The 19738-nt window shown below is 59.2% G+C and carries 21 protein-coding genes and 1 tRNA gene; 15 read left to right on the top strand and 7 right to left on the bottom strand.

Annotated elements, in window-relative coordinates; translation table 11 throughout:
- Nucleotides 1-45: 45 nt before the first annotated feature.
- Entirely contained in the window at nt 46-1323 is a 1278-nt protein-coding gene (locus tag ACG2K1_RS01540; RefSeq protein ID WP_036496579.1) for a LysM peptidoglycan-binding domain-containing protein, read from the bottom strand.
- A gap of 170 nt (nt 1324-1493) precedes the next feature.
- Between ACG2K1_RS01540 and def the strand changes: the two genes are divergently transcribed.
- The 10 genes from def to ACG2K1_RS01490 all read left to right on the top strand — a co-directional run bounded on the left by def (nt 1494) and on the right by ACG2K1_RS01490 (nt 10371).
- Complete coding sequence (gene def / locus ACG2K1_RS01535; RefSeq protein WP_395429302.1) at nt 1494-1997, top strand: peptide deformylase; 504 nt, start codon at nt 1494-1496, stop codon at nt 1995-1997.
- Between the two features lie 236 nt (nt 1998-2233).
- Nucleotides 2234-3163 carry a methionyl-tRNA formyltransferase gene (gene fmt / locus ACG2K1_RS01530; RefSeq protein WP_395429316.1) on the top strand — a complete coding sequence of 310 codons (930 nt, stop codon included), beginning with the start codon at nt 2234-2236 and terminating at the stop codon, nt 3161-3163.
- A gap of 138 nt (nt 3164-3301) precedes the next feature.
- On the top strand, nt 3302-3553 hold the full coding sequence (locus ACG2K1_RS01525; protein ID WP_395429301.1) for a type II toxin-antitoxin system RelB/DinJ family antitoxin: 252 nt from the start codon (nt 3302-3304) through the stop codon (nt 3551-3553).
- On the top strand, nt 3553-3828 hold the full coding sequence (locus ACG2K1_RS01520; protein WP_395429300.1) for a type II toxin-antitoxin system YafQ family toxin: 276 nt from the start codon (nt 3553-3555) through the stop codon (nt 3826-3828). The genes ACG2K1_RS01525 and ACG2K1_RS01520 overlap by 1 nt, the downstream gene beginning before the upstream one ends.
- Before the next feature lie 70 nt (nt 3829-3898).
- On the top strand, nt 3899-4201 hold the full coding sequence (locus ACG2K1_RS01515; protein ID WP_009427095.1) for an excalibur calcium-binding domain-containing protein: 303 nt from the start codon (nt 3899-3901) through the stop codon (nt 4199-4201).
- Between the two features lie 118 nt (nt 4202-4319).
- Nucleotides 4320-4997 carry an alpha/beta hydrolase-fold protein gene (locus ACG2K1_RS01510; protein ID WP_395429299.1) on the top strand — a complete coding sequence of 226 codons (678 nt, stop codon included), beginning with the start codon at nt 4320-4322 and terminating at the stop codon, nt 4995-4997.
- A 104-nt stretch (nt 4998-5101) separates the two neighbouring features.
- Entirely contained in the window at nt 5102-6364 is a 1263-nt protein-coding gene (gene rsmB, locus ACG2K1_RS01505) for a 16S rRNA (cytosine(967)-C(5))-methyltransferase RsmB (protein WP_395429298.1), read from the top strand.
- Nucleotides 6327-6944: a DUF4390 domain-containing protein gene (locus ACG2K1_RS01500; RefSeq protein ID WP_395429297.1), complete on the top strand. Its 618-nt coding sequence runs from the start codon at nt 6327-6329 to the stop codon at nt 6942-6944. Before rsmB ends, ACG2K1_RS01500 begins: the two co-directional genes overlap by 38 nt.
- Nucleotides 6945-6947: 3 nt before the next feature.
- The gene (locus tag ACG2K1_RS01495; protein ID WP_395429296.1) at nt 6948-9074 is read left to right on the top strand and encodes an ATP-binding protein; all 2127 of its coding nucleotides are present in this window, start codon (nt 6948-6950) and stop codon (nt 9072-9074) included.
- Nucleotides 9064-10371, top strand: coding sequence for a sigma-54-dependent transcriptional regulator (locus ACG2K1_RS01490; RefSeq protein ID WP_395429295.1), 1308 nt, complete (start codon nt 9064-9066; stop codon nt 10369-10371). The genes ACG2K1_RS01495 and ACG2K1_RS01490 overlap by 11 nt, the downstream gene beginning before the upstream one ends.
- A 517-nt stretch (nt 10372-10888) precedes the next feature.
- Here the strand turns inward: ACG2K1_RS01490 and ACG2K1_RS01485 are convergent.
- Nucleotides 10889-11548: a YceI family protein gene (locus ACG2K1_RS01485; RefSeq protein ID WP_009427087.1), complete on the bottom strand. Its 660-nt coding sequence runs from the start codon at nt 11546-11548 to the stop codon at nt 10889-10891.
- A gap of 296 nt (nt 11549-11844) precedes the next feature.
- Here ACG2K1_RS01485 and ACG2K1_RS01480 point away from each other — a divergent pair, with 296 nt between their 5' ends.
- Nucleotides 11845-12348: an MliC family protein gene (locus tag ACG2K1_RS01480; protein ID WP_009427085.1), complete on the top strand. Its 504-nt coding sequence runs from the start codon at nt 11845-11847 to the stop codon at nt 12346-12348.
- 86 nt (nt 12349-12434) lie between these two features.
- Nucleotides 12435-12605 (top strand): hypothetical protein, encoded by a 171-nt coding sequence (locus ACG2K1_RS01475; RefSeq protein WP_157058152.1) that lies wholly within the window; start codon nt 12435-12437, stop codon nt 12603-12605.
- Nucleotides 12606-12685: 80 nt separating this feature from the next.
- Here ACG2K1_RS01475 and ilvC read toward each other — a convergent pair whose 3' ends face one another.
- The 5 genes from ilvC to ACG2K1_RS01450 all read right to left on the bottom strand — a co-directional run bounded on the left by ilvC (nt 12686) and on the right by ACG2K1_RS01450 (nt 16736).
- Nucleotides 12686-13699, bottom strand: a complete 1014-nt coding sequence (gene ilvC / locus ACG2K1_RS01470; protein ID WP_009427083.1) for a ketol-acid reductoisomerase — start codon at nt 13697-13699, stop codon at nt 12686-12688.
- A 39-nt stretch (nt 13700-13738) separates the two neighbouring features.
- A complete protein-coding gene (locus tag ACG2K1_RS01465; protein ID WP_395429294.1) occupies nt 13739-14041 on the bottom strand; it encodes a putative quinol monooxygenase in 303 nt (100 codons plus the stop codon).
- A 70-nt stretch (nt 14042-14111) separates the two neighbouring features.
- Nucleotides 14112-14603 (bottom strand): acetolactate synthase small subunit, encoded by a 492-nt coding sequence (ilvN, locus tag ACG2K1_RS01460; protein WP_395429293.1) that lies wholly within the window; start codon nt 14601-14603, stop codon nt 14112-14114.
- A complete protein-coding gene (ilvB, locus tag ACG2K1_RS01455) occupies nt 14600-16375 on the bottom strand; it encodes a biosynthetic-type acetolactate synthase large subunit (protein WP_395429292.1) in 1776 nt (591 codons plus the stop codon). The genes ilvN and ilvB overlap by 4 nt, the downstream gene beginning before the upstream one ends.
- 285 nt (nt 16376-16660) lie before the next feature.
- Nucleotides 16661-16736 (bottom strand) — tRNA-Arg (locus ACG2K1_RS01450).
- A gap of 252 nt (nt 16737-16988) precedes the next feature.
- Here ACG2K1_RS01450 and ACG2K1_RS01445 point away from each other — a divergent pair.
- From ACG2K1_RS01445 to ACG2K1_RS01435, 3 genes are all read left to right on the top strand, one after another.
- The gene (locus tag ACG2K1_RS01445; RefSeq protein WP_395429291.1) at nt 16989-17855 is read left to right on the top strand and encodes a c-type cytochrome; all 867 of its coding nucleotides are present in this window, start codon (nt 16989-16991) and stop codon (nt 17853-17855) included.
- Between the two features lie 123 nt (nt 17856-17978).
- A complete protein-coding gene (locus tag ACG2K1_RS01440) occupies nt 17979-18368 on the top strand; it encodes a hypothetical protein (RefSeq protein WP_395429290.1) in 390 nt (129 codons plus the stop codon).
- A gap of 133 nt (nt 18369-18501) precedes the next feature.
- On the top strand, nt 18502-19599 hold the full coding sequence (locus ACG2K1_RS01435) for an anhydro-N-acetylmuramic acid kinase (RefSeq protein ID WP_395429289.1): 1098 nt from the start codon (nt 18502-18504) through the stop codon (nt 19597-19599).
- Nucleotides 19600-19738: the final 139 nt, after the last annotated feature.

The following is a 19738-nucleotide window of genomic DNA, read 5'->3' as shown; positions in this document are numbered from 1 at the left end:
CGTCTGAAAATTTTTCAGACGGCCTCCAAGCAAACGCCACGTACATTAATGAAGGTTGATATTGCTCTTCACATTAGTTGAGTTATGTTCGTCGTCATGCGAATCTTGCGGAACATTCGGCTCGTGACGACCATCGTCCGACATATTATCCAAATCATGACCCGGCTCGGAAGCTGTGTCACCCACGCTGATGCTGGTGGCGCTTTCCAAAATAATGGCCGATGCAAGGTGTTTGCTGGTACGGTACACCATCGCCAAACCCACTTCTTCAGCAGGGATGGAGAGATATTTCACCACGCTGCGGCTGCCGTCTTTGCCTTTTTGCAAATCGGTTTTGATTTGGCGGCTGCGCTTGTAAAGGCTCAATACCGTGCCTTTGTCCAAGCCGTCTTCCTCACCCTTGTTCAGCGTAATGGTTTGGAACTGGCCGGCCTCGCTGATGCCGTCAAAAATCGAAACCACGCGGGCATCGATATGCTGGCTGGGCGCATGGGGCATCATATTGAAGCTGTCGCCGCTCTCGTCCATTTTCAGCAGGAAGTCGCCTTTGCGGATTTCGGATACAGCCTCTTCAACTACCATCGGCTGCGCAGTCTGCGTCGGCAGTTTTACCAACGGATGAACGCGTGTGTAGTACTCGTTGTCCGGCAATGCCTCGGCATCCGCCTTGCTGCGGCCGTCCAACGCGCTGTTCGTACCGGCCAAAGTGCTGACTACGCCGCTGAACACCACTTCCTGACCCAAATATTTCTTGGTTTCGGGATCGGTAATGTCTTTGCGCGCACGGTAAACCAAATAGCGGCCGGGCTCGGTAATCTCATAGGCGTATACACGGTCGCCTTTCGAATACAGCATACGGCCGTCAGGACCTTCAACCAAGCGCGGCGCATGCTGCGTCTGCATCTGGTCGATAATCTGCGGATGCTGCATAAACATGCGGTAGAAATTCACATTGATGGCTTGGATGCCGTAACCGGAGCTGACCTCGCGCACACGCGGCGACAGCTTGATGGTCGGAATACCGTCCGAACCTGCGCGGTGCTCTACCGAAAGGCGAGGACGGCCGTTAACGTAGCGTAAAACCAACACTTGACCCGGATAAATGCGGTCGGGATTGCGGATTTTGCTGCGGTTCGCACCCCAAAGGCGGTTCCACTGCCAAGGACGATACAGATATTTGCCTGAAATTCCCCACAAAGTATCGCCCTGTTTCACAACATAGCGGGTCGGCGCATCGGGGCGAACCTTCAGCGCGGCAGACATTGCCGGGGCGGAAATAGCCAAACCGGCGGCACAAAGCAGGGTTATAATACGTTTTTGCATGACACTCCCCTTGAAATTCATTCACGCAGTCATCATTAAAAAAATACAAGTAGCAACACAAAACAAAATTGCCTTGCCGATTTATCGCATGATTTTACCACTCTTTACGGCAAACCACATAGCGTTAAAATTATTCTGCATAAACACCCGCAAAACCCATCGAGAACGAAATGGCTTTACTGAACATCCTCCAATATCCCGACGAGCGGCTGCACACGGTAGCCAAGCCCGTTGAAAAGATTGACGAACGTATCCAAACGCTGGTTGCTGATATGTTTGAAACCATGTACGAGGCGCGCGGCATCGGGCTGGCGGCCACGCAGGTTGACGTGCACGAGCGCGTGGTGGTGATGGATTTGAGCGAAGACCGCAGCGAGCCGTGCGTGTTCATCAACCCCGTGATTGTGGAAAAAGACGGCCAAACCACTTACGAAGAAGGCTGCCTCTCCGTACCCGGCATTTACGACACGGTAACCCGCGCCGAGCGTGTAAAGGTAGAAGCACTTGACAAAAAAGGCGAAAAATTCACTCTCGAAGCCGACGGCCTATTGGCCATCTGCGTACAGCACGAACTCGACCACCTGATGGGCATCGTGTTTGTCGAACACCTCTCGCAGCTCAAACAAGGCCGCATCAAAACCAAGCTGAAAAAACGCCAAAAACACAATATGTAAACACACACAGGCCGTCTGAAACCGCACCACCGCTTTTTTAGACGGCCTGAACTTCTTTCAAGCCGCCGCCATTGTCCGCCCTGCCCGCGCGAAAGCGGCTTCACGCCGAAATCCGACACCAAGGCCGTCTGAAACGGCCGCCGCAGACTCTGCAAAAATTCTTATCCGCCCAACCCATTCAGACGGCCTCCATACCACGGACAAGGCCGTCTGAAAGTTTCCACAAGGCCACACCCATGAAAATCATCTTCGCAGGCACGCCCGATTTTGCCGCCGCCGCCCTCAAAGCCATCGCCGATGCGGGTTTTGACATCCCGCTTGTGCTCACCCAGCCCGACCGCCCCAAAGGGCGCGGAATGCAGCTTCAGGCTTCGCCCGTGAAACAGGCCGCACTGGAACTCGGTTTGCGCGTCGAACAGCCCGAAAAACTGCGCGGCAACGCCGATGCGCTCGCCCTGTTGCAAAGCGTCGGCGCAGACGTGATGGTCGTCGCCGCCTACGGCCTGATACTGCCGCAGGAAGTATTGGACGCGCCGCGCCACGGCTGCCTCAATATCCACGCCTCGCTGCTGCCGCGCTGGCGCGGCGCTGCGCCCATCCAACGCGCCATCGAAGCGGGCGACGCCGAAACCGGCGTGTGCATCATGCAGATGGACGCGGGCTTGGACACCGGCGCAGTCGTCAGCGAACACCGCTACGCCATCCGCAACACCGACACCGCCAACGAAGTGCACGACGCACTAATGGCCATCGGCGCGGCCGCCATTGTCGCCGATTTGCAACAACTTGAGCGCGAAGGCCGTCTGAACGCCGCCGCCCAGCACGATAACGGCGTTACCTACGCACAAAAATTAAGCAAAGAAGAAGCACGTATCAACTGGCGCGAACCGGCCGCCGCCATCGAGCTCAAAATCCGCGCCTTCAACCCCGTCCCCGCCGCGTGGACGGAATATCAGGGCAAGCCGCTGAAAATCTGGCGCGTCGAAACAGTCAACCAACAAGGCCGCGCGGGCGAAGTGTTGTCCTGCACTTCAGACGGCCTCGTCATCGCCTGCGGCGAAGGCGCGTTAAACATCAAAGAATTGCAACCCGCAGGCAGCAAGCGCATGGACATTGCCGCCTTTGTCGCAGGGCGCAGTATCGAAGCGGGCACGATGTTGGAATAACGAAGCAACATTGGCAAAGGCCGTCTGAGACGCAGTTTTCCGTTTCAGACGGCCTTTTGTTTCCCTACGCAAATTGCGTCATTACAAATTTGCACATACAATATTGTCAGTACAAATCCGTAATAACAGGAACGCATCATGGACAGCACCCTGACCATCCGCATCGACAACGAAATCAAACAAAAAGCCGCCGCCAACGCCAAAGCCTTGGGTTTGGACTTGTCGGCCGTTACCCGAATGCTGCTGACCCAGCTTGCCGCCAAAGCCGAGCTGCCCGAAGGCTTGGCGCGGCCAAATGCCGAAACGCTGGCCGCCGTCGCCGATTTGGAGCGCAACGGCGGTACGCGCTATGAAACTGTTGAAGATTTGATGCGTGATTTGGGGTGGTAATGTACACGCTGGAAATTTCCAACAAATTCAAGCAGGACAGCAAACGCTACCAACACGACAAGGCCGCGCAACAGGCCGTCAAAACCGTTTTGGACTTGCTCGTATCGGGCGAACCTCTGCCCGCCAAATACAAAGAGCACCCGCTTATCAGCCATTACGTCGGCTATCTCGAATGCCACGGCAAACCCGATTTGCTGCTGGTTTACCGCCGCGACGAAGCACGCAAAACCATTTTGCTCTATCGTTTGGGTTCGCACGCCGAATTGTTTGGCTGAATATCGTGTTCAGACGGCCTTGGGCAATTTGCCGTTAACACACATCTTTAACCGCTTTGCACATGACACCATGAAAAAACTTATTCTTCTCATCGCCGTATCGGCAGGAATTTGGCACTTTTACAGCCACGAAATCCAAGCTCTTTGGCAAAAAAACAAACCTGCCGCGCTTTCCGCCATCGAAAACAAAGCCAAACCCAAGCTGAAGAAAAGCAATACGTCTGCCCAAAAATTCCGCTGCGACGGCCGTACGCACTGCTCGCAAATGACTTCTTGCGAAGAGGCCGAATTTTTCCTGCACAACTGCCCCAACACCAAAATGGACGGCAATCACGACGGTGTACCGTGCGAACGCCAATTGTGCGGCAGGTAGGTTGGGTTAAAGACTCAACAAACAGATGATTTAAAGGTTTTGTTGGGTCTCGACCCAACCTACGCCGTCTGAAACCGCATTCAGACGGCCTCCGAACAACATATATAAGCAACCGGCCATGCACCTTACCAATACGATTACCCTCAACCAAAAAACTTTCCGCGTTTACCGCGCCGACAACACCCCTGCCGACGCACCGCTGGTGCTCACTTTTTTACAGCCGCACGAAGCCGACGCGCTGGCCGCGCTGCTTTCAGACGGCCTTGTGCTGCTCTCGGCGGACGAGTCCGATTGGGAACATTCGTTCACGCCCTGGCCTGCGCCGCGCGTGTTTAAAAAAGCGGCCGATTTTAGCGGCGGCGCGGCGGATTATCTGGCTTGGCTGGCAGACGTGCTGTCCGACATCGAAGGCCGTCTGAACCTGCGCCCCCAATGGCGCGGCATCGCGGGCTACTCGCTGGCGGGTTTGTTTGCTGCTTGGTGCGCGTATCAGAAAAACCCGTTTGAAAAGATTGCCTGCGTTTCCGGCTCGCTGTGGTTTGACGGCTGGACGGATTTTGCCGCCGCCAACGCCATGCCCAAGCCGCCGCAACGCGCGTATTTCTCCATCGGCGACACCGAAAAAAACAGCAAAAACCCACGCATGGCTGCGGTGGAAAACAATATGCGTTTCACCGAAAACCTGTGGCGCGGGCGCGGCATTCAGACGGCCTTCGCGCTCAACAGCGGCGGCCATTTCCATGAAATCCCCGAACGCCTCGCCGCCGCTGTGTCGTATCTGGCAGAGGCCGTCTGAAAGCCCGTCTGCCGTATAATCGCCGCTTTTTCGTCCCTTCGTCTTTTTCAGACGGCCTCAACACCAAAAGGCCGCCTGAAACCCTTTCAAACAGGAATCCCGTTATGAGCATGGCTCTCGCCCAGAAACTTGCCGCCGAAACCGCCGCCGCTGTGGCCGCAGGGCAAAACCTGCAAGACGTGTTGGCGCGCGTGCGTGCCGCGCATCCCGATTTGAGCGCGCAGGAAAGCGGCGCGCTGCAAGACATTGCTTACGGCAGCCAGCGTTATCTCGGCAGCCTCAAATTTATGCTCGGCAAGCTGTTGAACAAGCCGATTGGCAACCAAGAGCTTGAAAGCCTGCTGATTACCGCGCTTTACCAGCTTCATTACACGCGCAACGCGCCGCACGCGGTGGTGAACGAGGCGGTGGAAGCCGTCGGCCGCATCGGGCGCGGGCAGTACCGCTCGTTTGCCAATGCCGTGTTGCGCCGCTTTTTGCGCGAGCGCGACAAGCTCGCGACGTGGTGTAAGACCGACGATGTGGCGAAATACAATCTGCCGCGCTGGTGGCTGGCTTATCTGCAAAACCATTATCCCAAGCATTGGCACAATATCGCCGCCGCGCTGCAAAGCCATCCGCCGATGACGCTGCGCGTCAACCGCCGCCACGGCAACGCTGAAAGCTATTTGGTCAAGCTCGCCGAAGCGGGCATCGGGGCGCGTGCGCTTGACGATTACGCGGTAACGCCGGACGAGGCCGTGCCGGTAAACAGCCTGCCCGGTTTTTCAGACGGCCTGGTGTCGGTGCAGGACTTCGGCGCGCAGAAGGCGGCGTATCTGTTGCAGCCGCAAAACGGCGAACGCATCTTGGATGCCTGCGCCGCGCCGGGCGGCAAAACGGGGCATATTTTGGAGATGGCCGATTGCGAAGTAACGGCGTTGGACATCGACGCAGGCCGTCTGAAACGCGTGGCCGACAATCTGCACCGCTTGGGCTTTCAGACGGCCTCTCTGGCCGCTGCCGACGCGCGGGATTTGGCTTCGTGGTATGATGGCAGGCAGTTTGACGCGGTGTTGGCCGACGTACCCTGCACGGCTTCGGGCGTGGTGCGCCGCAATCCCGACATCAAATGGCTGCGCCTCCCCACCGACGCGGCCAAAACCGCCCGCCAGCAGGAGGGTTTGCTCGATGCGCTGTGGACAACGGTCAAACCCGGCGGGCGCATGCTCTTTGCCACCTGCTCGCTCTTCACCGAAGAAAACAGCCTGCAACTGCAACGCTTCCTCGCCCGCCACGCCGACGCCTCCTGCTCCGATCCGCAGACCCTGTTGCCCACTCCTTCCCAAGATGGCTTTTTTTACGCACTTATCCGCAAACGCCCGTAAACACGCCCGCACGGCCGCCGCCCTGCTCTGCGGCGCCGTGCTGCTTTTGCGGCCGTCTGAAGCCGCCGCCGAAAGCATCGCTCCCACGCGCAGCGCGGCCGTGCTCACCGAAAGCGGCCAGCTCGACATCAGCAGCCGCTTCCACACCGAGTTGCCCGACCAGCTCAAACAGGCGCTCAAACAGGGCGTGCCGCTCTATTTCACCCTCAGCTACCGGCTCTCCTCGCCGACCATGGCCGCCTACAAATTCAAGCTCGGCCAACTCGTCGGCAGCGACAACGACGTCGCCTACAAACTCTCCTTCCACCCGCTCACCAACCGCTACCGCGTCACCATCGGCACGTTTTCCACCGAATACTCCGGCCTCGACACCGCCCTGCGCGGCATCGGCGCCATCGCCAACTGGCGCGTGCTGCCCAAAGGCACGCTCGACGGCACCGACGCGCACGAAGTGAAGGCCGAAATCCGTCTGACGCTGAGCACCGCCCAACTGCCCAAGCCCTTCCAAATCAACTCGCTCACCGCCAAAAACTGGCAGCTCGATTCCGGCTGGAAAACCCTGTCGGTCAGCAAAGGCTGAACCATGCACCGCCGCTATCTGATTTTCTTCCTGCTGGCCGCCGCGCTGGTGTACGCCCTCACCGTCGCCACCAACAGCGGCAGCCCGCTCTCCGAATACTTCTGGCACCTGATTGCCGCAGGCGGCCTGATGGTCGTCATGCTGCTGGCCATGCTGCTGCGCTACGGCTGGCTGCTGCTGTGCCACAACCAATACAATATGCTCGGCTCGCGGCTGGCGCGGCGGCTGGCGGTCATGTTCTGCCTGGTGGCCGTGCTGCCCGCCGTTTTCCTCTTCGGCGTATCGGCGCAATTTATCTCATACAGCATCCATTCCTGGTTCGGCAACGACACCGCGCAGGCGCTCGAAAGCAGCCTGACCCTCAGCAAATCCGCCCTCGACGCCGCCCTCGACGACAGCGTGCGCCGTGCCGCAAGCCTGCAAATCGAAGTCATCAGCGCCGTTTCCATGGGCGGCGATGCGGCGCAGACCGTCAAACAGAGCCGCGAAGCCGCCGCCTTCGGCCAAACCGGCCTCTACCATCCCGCCGGCAACCGCACAGAAATCATCACCAACCCCGCCGCCCTGCCCCCGCCGCAGCCCGACGGCGACACCGCCGCCCGTTTGAAACAAACCGGCTCCGCCCGCAGCGTCGCCAGCATCAACGGCAGGCTCTACGCCGAAGGCTGGCTGTCCCTGCCGCCGCAAAACGGCCGCGAACAGGCGCTCTTTTTCAGACGGCCTATCCCCGACAACGTCGCCCGCGACGCCGAACTCATCGAAAACGCACGCGGCAAATACGCCCAGCTCACCTACGCCCAGCAGGGTCTGCAAACCTTCTTCCTCATCACCCTGCTCGCCGCTGCCCTGCTCTCCGTGATGCTGGCGCTGGTGATCGCCCTCTACTTCTCGCGCCGCTTCATCGAGCCCATCCTGTCGCTCTCCGAAGGCGCCAAAGCCGTGGCCGAAGGCGATTTTTCCCAACGCCGCCCCGTCTACCGCAACGACGAACTCGGCCAGCTCACCCGCCTGTTCAACCACATGACCGAGCAGCTCGCCATCGCCAGCGACGCCGAAAAGCTCAACCGCCTCAAACAGGAAGCCGCTCGCCACTATCTCGAAACCGTATTGGAAAGCCTGACGGCGGGCGTCGTCACCCTCGATTACGGAGGCCGTCTGAACACCCTCAACCGCAGCGCCGAACGCATCCTCGGCCTGCCCCTGTCCGAACTGGCCGGCAGCCGCTGGCGCGACTGGCCGCGCGACGTGCCACAATACGCCCTTGTCGGCAGCCTGTTCCAAACCGTCCTCGACACCGACGCGCAGGACAAGCCCGTTCAGACGGCCTACACCGGCGGCGGCGAACCGCGCATCCTCCTGTGCAAAGCCGTCCCCCTGCCCGAAGACACCGGCGGCGGCACGGTACTGGTGTTCGACGACATCACCCTGCTTGTGCGCGCGCAAAAAGAAGCCGCCTGGGGCGAAGTCGCCAAACGCCTCGCCCACGAAATCCGCAACCCCCTCACCCCCATCCAGCTCTCCGCCGAGCGGCTGGCGTGGAAACTCCAGGACAAACTGGGCGAACAGGACGCGCAAATCCTCATCCGCTCCACCGACACCATCGTCAAACAAGTGGCCGCCATGAAGGAAATGGTGGAAGACTTCCGCAACTACGCCCGCTCACCCGCGCTCAAACCCGAGCCGCAGGATCTCAACCGCCTCATTGAAGAAGTTTTGCTGCTCTACGAAGCGGGCGCGTGTACATTTGAATCCGATTTGAGTAATATACCCGCCACCATACAGGCCGATACCACGGCGATGCGCCAAGTGCTGCACAACATCTTCAAAAACGCCGCCGAAGCCGCCGAAGAAGCGCCGCAGCCGCTTGTCCGCATCCATACCGCCGTATCCGAAGGCAGCGTAGGCCTGACCGTTGCCAACAACGGCAAAAGTTTCACCGGCGACATGCTCATCAACGCCTTCGAGCCTTATGTCACCGACAAACCCGGCGGCACCGGCCTGGGTTTGCCCGTTGTCAAAAAAATCATCGAAGAACACGGCGGCCGCATCAGCCTGTCCAACCCGCCCGAAGGCGGCGCCTGCGTCAGAATCACCTTACCCGCACTGGTAGAAAGCGACCATGAGAAGTAACGACATCCTTATCGTAGACGACGAAATCGGCATCCGCGACCTGCTGTCCGACATTCTGCAAGACGAAGGCTACACCGTCGCCCTTGCCGAAAACGCCGAAGAAGCGCGGCAGCTGCGCAACCAGACCCGTCCCGCCATGGTGCTGCTCGACATCTGGATGCCCGACTGCGACGGCATCACCCTGCTCAAAGAATGGGCGAAAAACGGCCAGCTCACCATGCCCGTCGTCATGATGAGCGGCCACGCCAGTATCGACACCGCCGTGGAAGCCACCAAAATTGGCGCGATGGACTTCCTCGAAAAACCCATCGCCCTGAAAAAGCTGCTCGGCACAGTCGAGCGCGCCCTCAAATACGGCGAAATGCAGGCTGCCGCCGGCCTCTCGCTCGACAAACTCGGCAACAGCCCCGCCGTGCAGGAAATGAACCGCCGCATTGAAGCCGCCGTGCGCCAGAGCGGCGCCGTCCTGCTCACCGGCGAAACCGGCTCCCCCTTCGAAACCGTCGCCCGCTACTTCCACAAAACCGGCACCGCCTGGGTCGAACCGAAAACCGAATACATCGTCGACACCCCGATGGAGCTGCTGCAAAAAGCCGCCGGCGGCGTGCTCTACCTCAACGACATCGCCCAATACAGCAAAACCATCCAGCAGGGCATCGTCTTCCTGCTCGACAAAGCCGAGCGCCTCGGCGTGCGCGTTATCTGCCCGAGCACCCGCCGCCCCGAAGAAATGCTCGACAATCCCAACTACGATACCCGCCTGGCCGCCCTGCTCTCCGGCCTCACCATCGCCATCCCGCCCCTGCGCAGCCAGCCCGAAGATATTGCCTTCCTCGTCAACAAAATCGCCACCGAGCTGTCCGAAACCCAAAAAATCCCCGTTGCTAAATTCAGCGCCGCCGCCCTCGCCGCCCTGCAGCAATACGACTGGCCGGGCAACTTCGACCAGCTCCACACCGTCGTCAAAAGCCTGATACTGGCCGGCGAAGACGGCGAAATCGGCGAAAACGCCGTCGCCGCCCTGCTCGGCCGCCCGCAGCAGGACAATGCGCCCGCCGCCGAAATCATGGGCGGCTTCGACTTCAACATGCCGCTGCGCGAATTGCGCGAAGAACTCGAACGCCGCTATTTCGAGTACCACATCGCGCAGGAAGGCCAGAACATGAGCCGCGTCGCGCAGAAAGTCGGCCTCGAGCGCACCCACCTCTACCGCAAACTGAAACAGCTCGGCATACAGTTTTCCCGCCGCCAGGGCAAAGCCGACAGCGGCGAAAACGAAACCGACACCGCATGCTGACCCCGCCGCACGGATAAAAAGGCCGTCTGAAAACCCCGCACAGGTTTTTCAGACGGCCTTTCCTTTTGTATAGTGAGCCAAAATAGAAAAGATACAAGGCAGCAAGCCGCAGACAGTATGAGTAATACGAGACTGGTTTTCTTGGCATTTCCAATGTCGTAGAAAACCGCCCTCTTTGAGCTAAGGCGCGGCAACGTCGTATATTTTTTATTTTGGCTCGCTATATCGTGCGCAGAGTGTGCCGCCCCGCGGCGCACGCGTTCCATGTGATACCTGCTATCCGCCCGAAGGCCGTCTGAAACCCGAAAAAACTTTTCAGACGACCTTTTTGTTTCATCGGCAGGCTCTGCCGCATCAAGCAAAACGCAGAACAAAGGCCACTCCCGTCTGCTCGCGAATGGCGCTTCTGAAAGCCTGTTTGAACCATTCAGACGGCCTCCCGCCTGCTGCCGCGTCAGGCGACAAAGGCCGTCTGAAACCCCGCAAGGATTTTCAGACGGCCTTTTTGCCGATTTGCTTACGGCTTGCGTACAAACGTACCGGCAAACATCACCGGAATCTGCCCGTCTATCGACGCCAAACCCATCACTTCCACCAGCTTCGCCACGCCGCCGGCCATGTCCATCTGCTGCACGTCCAGCACCACAGGCTGCGCGGTGGACACCTCCACCGTATCGTCCGCCGTCCGCTTCAGGCGCAAATCGGCAGTGATGTCGAGCTTCTGCCCATGCACTTCCAACACCAGCGGCTGTTTCAGCTCCGTTTCTCCGCCCGTTTTCAAAGCATCTATAGCCGCCGCGTCCAAACGGCCGGAAATCATTGCCTGCGGGAATTTCGCCGTTTCAAACACCCAGTCGCGCAAACGCTGGTCGCGGATGTCGATATTGGTTTTCACGCTGGCCAAATCCACGGTCATGGCAAACGCGCCGTCCGCATCGAGCTTGGCCGAAGACGCGGAAAACGCCGATTCTTCCTCAACCGTTTTCTGCTGCGTGTTGGTTTTTTTGCTGACAAAGCGCACCAGCGCGCCGTCCGCCGTCCAAGCGCCTGCGGCCTGCGGCGCGGCGGAGGCCGTCTGAACGGCCGATGCCGCCGCAGATTGGGCTGCGTTGTCCTGATTCGGCGTACAGGCCGCCGCAGCCAAAACACACAATAAAGGGAGCAGTTTCTGTTTCATGTTTATTCCTTTGTCGGTTATCGAAGGGAAACGTTCCGCACATCGGGAACGGGATACGTATTGGACGCCCTTGCCGCGAAATTCTTACAGATATTAACAGAAAATAAAACAACACCATGTTTATACGGATATTTTTATCGTTCCTTTTACGCAAAAGGCCGTCTGAAAGCACCGCCGCAACACGCCGGGCGGCACGGCGTAAATCTCAGTTAACCCTGCTGCCGCCCCACGGGGCTTGGGCTAAGATGGCGCCGCCATCGCACGGCAGATTTTCTCAACCACACAGGAAAACCATTATGAAACTACGTTATCTGGCCGTTCCCGCTTCGCTGACCCTGCTGCTGTCCGCCTGCGTCGTTCCCTTCGACGCCGACTATGACGACGACTACCGCCCGCAGCGGCCGCGCCGCCACGAAAGCCGCCAATACGAAGAATACGTTCCGCGCCCCGAACAAGGCCGCGATTTCGACCGCGACGAGCGCCGTGAAGAGCGCCGCAGCCGCTACGACAGACCGCGCCGCGACGACGGCGCTTACGTCGGCAACCGCCGCGCAGCCCGTTACAGCTGCGAAAACGGCTCGACCGTCAACCTCCGCCGCGAAGGCGACACGCTGTATCTGACGCTCGACAACAAACAGGCGCGCCTCCACCGCACTTCTTCCGCCTCAGGCGAGCGCTACGTCGGCAACAGCGGCCTGTTCGGCAGCGGCGCCGAATGGCACGAAAAAAGCGGCGATGCCTATTTCAGCTTCAAAGACCCCTACGGCAACCGTGTGGACACCACCTGCCAACCCCGTTAAACGGCTCTGCACAAAAGAGGCCGTCTGAAACCCCGAAACAGGAGTTTTCAGACGGCCTCATGCATTGGCAACGCGGCAGACAACCCATGCAATCCGTTTCTGAATCACTCGGCAAAGCAGACATCGGCGCGGCGGAAGGACACCATGTACAAAAACCGTATCCGCCTGCCCCTTCGGAACACAAATGCGGACATACCGTTTCCGAAAGCGCCGCCGCACTTTCAGACGGCCTTTCCCGTCCCCACAACGCCCCCTGACAGGTCAGGCAAAACAAAAAAGGCCGTCTGAAAACCCTGTTTCGGAGTTTTCAGACGGCCTTTTTGCTTAGCCTGCGGGATTAGTTTTTATCCAAATCCACCAGTTTGTTTTTGGCAATCCACGGCATCATACCGCGCAGTTGCGCGCCGACTTTTTCGATTTGATGGTCGGCGTTCAGACGGCGGCGGGCAGTCATACTGGCATAGTTGGTTGCACCTTCCTGGATGAACATTTTGGCGTACTCGCCGCTTTGGATGCGGTAGAGCGCTTTTTTCATCGCTTCTTTGGTGGCCGGGGTAATCACTTCGGGGCCGGTAACGTATTCGCCGTATTCGGCGTTGTTGGAAATCGAGTAGTTCATGTTGGCGATGCCGCCTTCGTACATCAGGTCAACGATGAGTTTCAACTCGTGCAAGCACTCGAAGTAGGCCATTTCGGGGGCGTAACCGGCTTCAACGAGGGTTTCAAAACCGCATTTCACCAACTCGACCGCGCCGCCGCACAATACGGCCTGTTCGCCGAAGAGGTCGGTTTCGGTTTCTTCGCGGAAGTTGGTTTCAATCACGCCGCCTTTGGTGCCGCCGTTGGCTGCGGCGTAGGAGAGGGCGATGTCGCGGGCTTTGCCGGATTGGTCTTGGTAAACGGCAATCAGCGAGGGCACGCCGCCGCCTTTGAGGAACTCGCTGCGCACGGTGTGGCCGGGGCCTTTGGGGGCGATCATGACAACGTCCAAGTCGGCGCGGGGCACGATTTGGTTGTAGTGCACATTAAAGCCGTGGGCAAACGCCAATACCGCGCCCTGTTTCAGGTTCGGCTCGATTTCGTTTTTGTACACGACGGGCTGGTTTTCGTCTGGCAGCAGAATCATCACCACGTCGGCTTTTTTGGTGGCATCAGCCACAGACAATACTTCAAAACCGGCGGCTTCGGCTTTTTTCCACGAGCCGCCCTGGCGCAGGCCGATAACCACGTTGACGCCGGAATCTTTCAGGTTGGCGGCGTGGGCGTGGCCTTGCGAGCCGTAGCCGATGATGGCGACGGTTTTGCCTTTGATTAAGGAGAGATCGGCGTCTTTGTCGTAATAAACTTGCATTTTGTTTCCTTGGAGTTGGGTTGGATAAAGGATGGGGGATCAGTTGCCGTTGTCGGACACGTCATGCATCAGCACGATGTCTACGGCTTGCGTTTTGCCGTCGATGGCTTTGAGGAAGTTTTGAAAATGGGCGCTGGCGTTGTGGCTGTCGACGGCAGCTTGGTCGCGCCAGTTTTCAAAAAAGACGAAGCGGTTTTCGTCGGCGATGTCCTGATGGAGGTCGTAGCGCAGGTTGCCTGCTTCGGCGCGGCTGGCAGCGACGAGATCGGCGAACACGGCGGCGAGTTCGGCGCGGTGTTCGGGTTTGACGGCGATGGTGGCGGCGATTTTGACGTTGGCCATGCTGTTTGTCCTTTCGTTCGGTATTCGGGTTTTCAGACGGCCTCTGTGTGCTTTGAGGCCGTCTGAACGCTCAGATTTTGAGAATACGCTCGCCGCGTCCGATGCCCGCCGCGCCGGTGCGCACGGTCTCGAGTATCAGGTGGCCTCCGGCGGCTTCGAGGAAGGAATCGAGTTTTTCCGTGGTGCCGGTTACTTCGACGGTGTAGCTCTTGTCGCTGACGTCGACAATGTGGCCGCGGTAGATTTCGGCAAGGCGCAGGATTTCGTCGCGGTCTTTGCCGAGGGCACGCACTTTCACCAGCATCAGTTCGCGCTCGACGAAGCGGCTTTCGTTCAAATCAACCACTTTCACCACTTCGATCAGCTTGTTGAGCTGCTTGGTAATCTGCTCAATCACGATATCGTCGCCGTTGGTGACGATGGTCATGCGCGACAGGGTGCGGTCTTCGGTGGCGGCCACGGACAGGGAGTCGATGTTGTAGCCGCGTGCGGAAAACAGGCCGACCACGCGGCTCATCGCGCCCGCTTCGTTTTCCATCAGGATAGACAAAATCCGTCTCATGGCACGCTCCTTGTGTCGTAATCGCGGTCGTGTACGTCGTTGACGTCGCTGTCGGCTTTGCTTTCGCGCATGTGCGGCGGCAGCACCATTTCGTCCAAACCTTTGCCGTTGCCCACCATCGGGAAGACGTTTTGCTTGCGGTCGGTAATGAAGTCCATAAATACAAAACGGTCTTTCATGGCGAGTGCTTCGCGCAGCGCGCCTTCGACATCGGAAGCCTTGTCAATCCGCATGCCGACATGGCCGTAGGCTTCGGCCAGTTTGACAAAATCGGGCAGGGAGTCGAAATAGGTTTCCGATTCGCGCTCGCCGTAATAAAGCTCCTGCCACTGGCGCACCATGCCCAGATAGCCGTTGTTCAGGCAGATGGTTTTGATGGGCAGGCGGTATTGGAAGCAGGTGGAAAGTTCCTGAATGTTCATCTGAATCGAACCTTCGCCGGTGATGCAGCACACATCTTTCGAGGGATCGGCAAGATACGCGCCCATGGCATAAGGCAGGCCGACGCCCATTGTGCCCTGTCCGCCCGAGTTGAGCCACTGCCGCGGCCGTCTGAAAGGATAGAACTGGGCGGCAAACATTTGGTGCTGACCGACGTCGGAGGTGATAACGGCGTCGTTATTGGTGACCTGCGCCAGCGTTTTCACTACCATCTGCGGCAGGATGATGTCGCTTTCGGGCAGGCGCAGGCAGTCGCGTGCGCGCCATGCTTCGACGGTGTGCCACCATTTGTCCAAAGCGGCTTCGTTGAGGGAAAGCTCCTGCTTCTTCCACAGCGCCACCATCTCGCGCAGCACGTTTTTCACATCGCCGACTATCGGCACATCGGCGCGGACGCGCTTGGAAATGCTCGACGGATCGATATCGATATGGATGATTTTTTTCGGCTTTTCGAGGAATTTGGCCGGAACGGACACCACGCGGTCGTCAAAACGCGCGCCCACCGCCAGCACCACGTCGGCATTCTGCATCGCCAGATTGGCTTCGTAAGTACCGTGCATCCCCAGCATGCCGAGGTATTGTTTGTTGTCGGACGGATACGCACCCAAGCCCATCAGCGTCGCCGTACACGGCACGCCGGTCAGTTTGACGAACTCGGCCAGCTCGTCCGACGCGTTGCCCAGCACCACGCCGCCGCCGAAATACACCAGCGGGCGCTTGGCCGCCGCCAGCATCTGCACGGCTTTTTTAATCTGGCCGGTATGGCCGTTCAACACGGGCTGGTAGGAGCGGATGAAAACCTCTTCCTGCGGATAGCTGAACTTCGCCATTGCCTGTGTCACGTCTTTGGCAATATCGATTACCACCGGGCCGGGGCGGCCGGTGCGGGCGATTTGGAAGGCTTTTTTGATGGTAACGGTCAGATCGTCGATGTTTTTGACGAGAAAGTTGTGCTTCACACACGGGCGCGACACGCCCACCATGTCGATTTCCTGAAATGCGTCCGAACCGATGGCGGGCGAGCCGACCTGTCCGGAAATCACCACCAGCGGAATCGAATCGGAATAGGCCGTGGCAATGCCTGTGATCGCGTTGGTTGCGCCCGGGCCGGACGTCACCAGCGCCACGCCCACTTTGCCGCTGACGCGCGCATAGGCGTCCGCCGCGTGAACCGCAGCCTGCTCGTGGCGTACCAGAATGTGTTTGAATTTGTTTAATTGGAAGAGCGCGTCGTAGATTTCCAAAACCGCGCCGCCGGGATAGCCGAAAACGTATTCCACGTTTTCCGCCTTCAGACTCTGCACAAGGATTTGTGCACCTGATAATTGCATGATGGCCTCTTTTATTCTGCCTGCAAACCAATAATAAACCCGGGCTTCGCAACACAACGGTAATGTCGGTTTTCCGAACGGCGGTTTGAGGTACGCGAACGGATGAGCCGGCGACAACCGGAGGATTTCAAAATCGGCTTGGAGCGCAAAGTGTTTAAAAAAGTAAAGAGCGCATAAGATAGCGCAAACTCCGTTAACAGGCAAGCACAGATTCCCCCGCGGCAACAAACGCGGAAAAGGCCGTCTGAAAACGCTCCGCAGGGATATTTCAGACGGCCTCGTATATGGCGCACCCGACTGGGATCGAACCAGCGACCTTCGGCTTCGGAAACCGACACTCTTCCAACTGAGCTACGGGTACGTAAAGTGCGCATTATCCCACAAACACGCCGTTTCGCAAACCTTATCGCCCGACAGCCACCGGCTCGCGCCCCGCCGCACGCCGTCGCGCAATCCCCACAAATTTTGAGATAAACCAAATTTTAAAGATTGGAAAGCAGGGTTGAATTCAGTATAATCCGCAAATTATTGTTAATTGATATTAACAATCGGGTTTCGCGACCCGACACAAACCCCTCATCACTACACAAAAAAACGGCGAGGCTTAAATAACATGAACCACCTTACCAACCGAAACGCCCGCGGTTCCGCCCTCACAACCCTGATAGGCGGCATCGTCATTCTACTGGCCACCCTCTACTTCCTCGTGCAGCTTGCCTCCGGCGGCTACAAACCCGGCACGGTAGAGCAAACCACCGCCGCAGCCACCCAGACACGCATCCAGCCACAAGGCAGCGTATTGGAAGGCGACGGCATTCCCGTCGGCGAGCGCAAAGGCGACTCCATCTTCAACAAAGTCTGCATCCAGTGCCACGGCGCCGACAGCGCCACGCCGAACGCCCCGAAAATCACCCACAACGGCGACTGGGCGCCCCGCCTGGCACAAGGCTTCGAAACCCTCTTCAACCACGCCCTGAACGGCTTTAACGCCATGCCGGCCAAAGGCGGCCAGTCCGACCTCACCGATCTCGAACTCAAACGCGCCATCGTCTACATGGCCAACCAATCCGGCGGCAGCCTGCCCGATCCCGACGCAGCACCCGCAGCCGGTGCGGCTTCCGACGCCGCCGCTTCTGCCGCCTCCGCCCCCGCAGGCGAAGCGAAAGAAGCCGCCAAAGACGGCGCAGCCCCCGCCGCAGGCGGCGCGGACGTGATGGCCGAAGGCAAAAAAGTGTTCGACGGCCTGTGCTTCGGCTGCCACGCCGCCACCTCCGCCATCCCCGACACCCCGCGCATCACCCACAAAGACGAATGGGCGCCGCGCATCAAAAAAGGCAAAGACACCCTGTTCAAACACGCCATCGAAGGCTTCACCGACAAAGGCATGATGCCCGCCAAAGGCGGCAACACCGCCCTCTCCGACGACGAAGTCAAAGCAGCCGTAACCTATATGGTGAACGAATCCGGCGGCAAATTCTAAACGCCGCAGCAAAAGGGTATGCCTGCATACCCTTCCCGCAAAAGAGGCCGCCTGAAAACCTTTCAGACGGCCTCTTGCCGTTTTTCCGCCGCACCACAACCGCCCCGTTTCAGGAAACAAGCGATGAGCGCCCCACTCAAAACCTCACACCTTGCCAACGGCGGGGGTTTGGATCAACGCCTGTCCGATGAAGCCTTCGTTGCCGCCCTTGCCGACGTATGCGGCGGCAGGCGCGCCAACTGGATATATGCCGTTTACGCCGCGCCGTACAAAATCGAATTTGCCTTTTCAGACGGCCTGCTAACCTACATCCAAATCGAACCCTGCCCTGCCAACCCCTTGTCTCCTGCCCAAGGACGGCTCGCCTTTCAAGACGATTTGGCACTGTTTGCCCAACCGCTGCCGGATGCTGCCGCACAGAATGAAGAATTTGCCGTCCGCAGAGGCCGTCTGAACATCCATTACAATGGAAGAACGGTTTGCGCCCTGTTCTACCTGCCAACGCGAACGTAGCCGTAAGCACCCAGTCCGTCCGCAACACAAAACCTTGTCAACCGTCTTTTCAGACGGCCTCAACCCCCGCCGCCAATCGCGCTACAATACACGTCCGATTTCCCGCCATGCCGTTTTCAGACGGCTTCCTCTTATGACTACCCAGATCTATATCGGCATCATGTCCGGCACCAGCATGGACGGCGCGGACGCCGTCCTCATCCGTGCCGACGCCGCCAAACTCCTCGCCACCGAAGCCCACGCCTTCCTGCCCTACCCCGGCCGTCTGAAAAACGACCTGCTCGCCCTGCAAAACAGCGGCCTGGACGAAATCCACCGCAGCCGCCTGCTCGCGCAGGAACTCTCCCGCCTCTACGCCCGCGTCGTACAAAACCTGCTTAACGAAAGCAAACTCACCCCCGCCGACATCACCGCCCTCGGCTGCCATGGCCAAACCGTGCGCCACGCCCCCGCACACGGATACAGTGTCCAACTCGCCGACCTGCCGCTTTTGGCCGAACTCACCGGCATCACCGCCGTCGGCGACTTCCGCAGCCGCGACATCGCCGCAGGCGGCCAGGGTGCCCCCCTCGTGCCCGCCTTCCACCAGGCCGTGTTTGCCGCGCCAGACGAAACCCGCGTCGTGCTCAACATCGGCGGCATTGCCAACATCAGCGTCCTGCCGCCCGACGCCCCCGCCTTCGGCTTCGACACCGGCCCGGGCAACATGCTCGCCGACGCCTGGACGCAGCACATCTGGCAAACGCCCTACGACGCCGACGGCCAACGCGCCGCGCAAGGGCGCGTCCTGCCCGAACTGCTCGGCCGCCTGCTCGACCATCCCTATTTCGCGCAAACCCCGCCCAAAAGCACCGGCCGCGAACTTTTCGCCCTGCCCTACCTGCTCGAACGGCTGGACGGCAGCGAAAACCCGCACGACGTATCGCGCACCCTCGCCGCCTTCACCGCCCAAACCGCCGCCGCCGACATCCGCCACGCCGCGCCGCAAAGCCGCTGTCTTTACGTTTGCGGCGGCGGCGTGCGCAACCCCGTCATCATGTCCGAACTGGCCGAACGTCTGCCGCACACCGCAATCCAGTCTACCGCCGCCCTCGGCCTCGACCCCCAGCAGGTCGAAGCCGCCGCCTTCGCCTGGCTTGCCGCCTGCTGGATACACCGCATCCCGAGCAGCCCGCCGCAGGCCACCGGCGCACGCCAAGCCTGCATCCTCGGCTGCGGCTGCTATCCGTAAACATTTGAGGCCGTCTGAAAGCGCAGCTTCGGCGCAGCCAAAACCGTTTGGGCCGCGCCACAGCCGCACTTTCAGACGGCCTCAACCGCGCCCGCGGCGAAAATGCTCTATAATTCCGCGTTTTTATGCCGCCTGCACT

Source organism: Neisseria sp. 23W00296, from assembly GCF_044772855.1.
Classification (GTDB): Bacteria; Pseudomonadota; Gammaproteobacteria; order Burkholderiales; family Neisseriaceae; genus Neisseria.
The sequence above is the reverse complement of the archived record's forward strand: the minus strand, read 5'-3'. Positions and strand labels throughout refer to the sequence as shown.

Bases quoted from the DNA above. Each gene is read 5' to 3' on its own strand.
- ACG2K1_RS01540 (WP_036496579.1), bottom strand. From the start codon at position 1,323: ATGCAAAAACGTATTATAACCCTGCTTTGTGCCGCCGGTTTGGCTATT.
- ACG2K1_RS01435 (WP_395429289.1), top strand. From the start codon at position 18,502: ATGACTACCCAGATCTATATCGGCATCATGTCCGGCACCAGCATGGAC.
- ACG2K1_RS01480 (WP_009427085.1), top strand. From the start codon at position 11,845: ATGAAACTACGTTATCTGGCCGTTCCCGCTTCGCTGACCCTGCTGCTG.
- ACG2K1_RS01485 (WP_009427087.1), bottom strand. From the start codon at position 11,548: ATGAAACAGAAACTGCTCCCTTTATTGTGTGTTTTGGCTGCGGCGGCC.
- ACG2K1_RS01440 (WP_395429290.1), top strand. From the start codon at position 17,979: ATGAGCGCCCCACTCAAAACCTCACACCTTGCCAACGGCGGGGGTTTG.
- fmt (WP_395429316.1), top strand. From the start codon at position 2,234: ATGAAAATCATCTTCGCAGGCACGCCCGATTTTGCCGCCGCCGCCCTC.
- ACG2K1_RS01475 (WP_157058152.1), top strand. From the start codon at position 12,435: ATGCAATCCGTTTCTGAATCACTCGGCAAAGCAGACATCGGCGCGGCG.
- ilvB (WP_395429292.1), bottom strand. From the start codon at position 16,375: ATGCAATTATCAGGTGCACAAATCCTTGTGCAGAGTCTGAAGGCGGAA.
- ilvC (WP_009427083.1), bottom strand. From the start codon at position 13,699: ATGCAAGTTTATTACGACAAAGACGCCGATCTCTCCTTAATCAAAGGC.
- ACG2K1_RS01465 (WP_395429294.1), bottom strand. From the start codon at position 14,041: ATGGCCAACGTCAAAATCGCCGCCACCATCGCCGTCAAACCCGAACAC.
- ACG2K1_RS01520 (WP_395429300.1), top strand. From the start codon at position 3,553: ATGTACACGCTGGAAATTTCCAACAAATTCAAGCAGGACAGCAAACGC.
- ACG2K1_RS01515 (WP_009427095.1), top strand. From the start codon at position 3,899: ATGAAAAAACTTATTCTTCTCATCGCCGTATCGGCAGGAATTTGGCAC.
- ACG2K1_RS01495 (WP_395429296.1), top strand. From the start codon at position 6,948: ATGCACCGCCGCTATCTGATTTTCTTCCTGCTGGCCGCCGCGCTGGTG.
- ACG2K1_RS01525 (WP_395429301.1), top strand. From the start codon at position 3,302: ATGGACAGCACCCTGACCATCCGCATCGACAACGAAATCAAACAAAAA.
- ACG2K1_RS01500 (WP_395429297.1), top strand. From the start codon at position 6,327: ATGGCTTTTTTTACGCACTTATCCGCAAACGCCCGTAAACACGCCCGC.
- ACG2K1_RS01445 (WP_395429291.1), top strand. From the start codon at position 16,989: ATGAACCACCTTACCAACCGAAACGCCCGCGGTTCCGCCCTCACAACC.
- ilvN (WP_395429293.1), bottom strand. From the start codon at position 14,603: ATGAGACGGATTTTGTCTATCCTGATGGAAAACGAAGCGGGCGCGATG.
- def (WP_395429302.1), top strand. From the start codon at position 1,494: ATGGCTTTACTGAACATCCTCCAATATCCCGACGAGCGGCTGCACACG.
- ACG2K1_RS01490 (WP_395429295.1), top strand. From the start codon at position 9,064: ATGAGAAGTAACGACATCCTTATCGTAGACGACGAAATCGGCATCCGC.
- ACG2K1_RS01510 (WP_395429299.1), top strand. From the start codon at position 4,320: ATGCACCTTACCAATACGATTACCCTCAACCAAAAAACTTTCCGCGTT.
- rsmB (WP_395429298.1), top strand. From the start codon at position 5,102: ATGAGCATGGCTCTCGCCCAGAAACTTGCCGCCGAAACCGCCGCCGCT.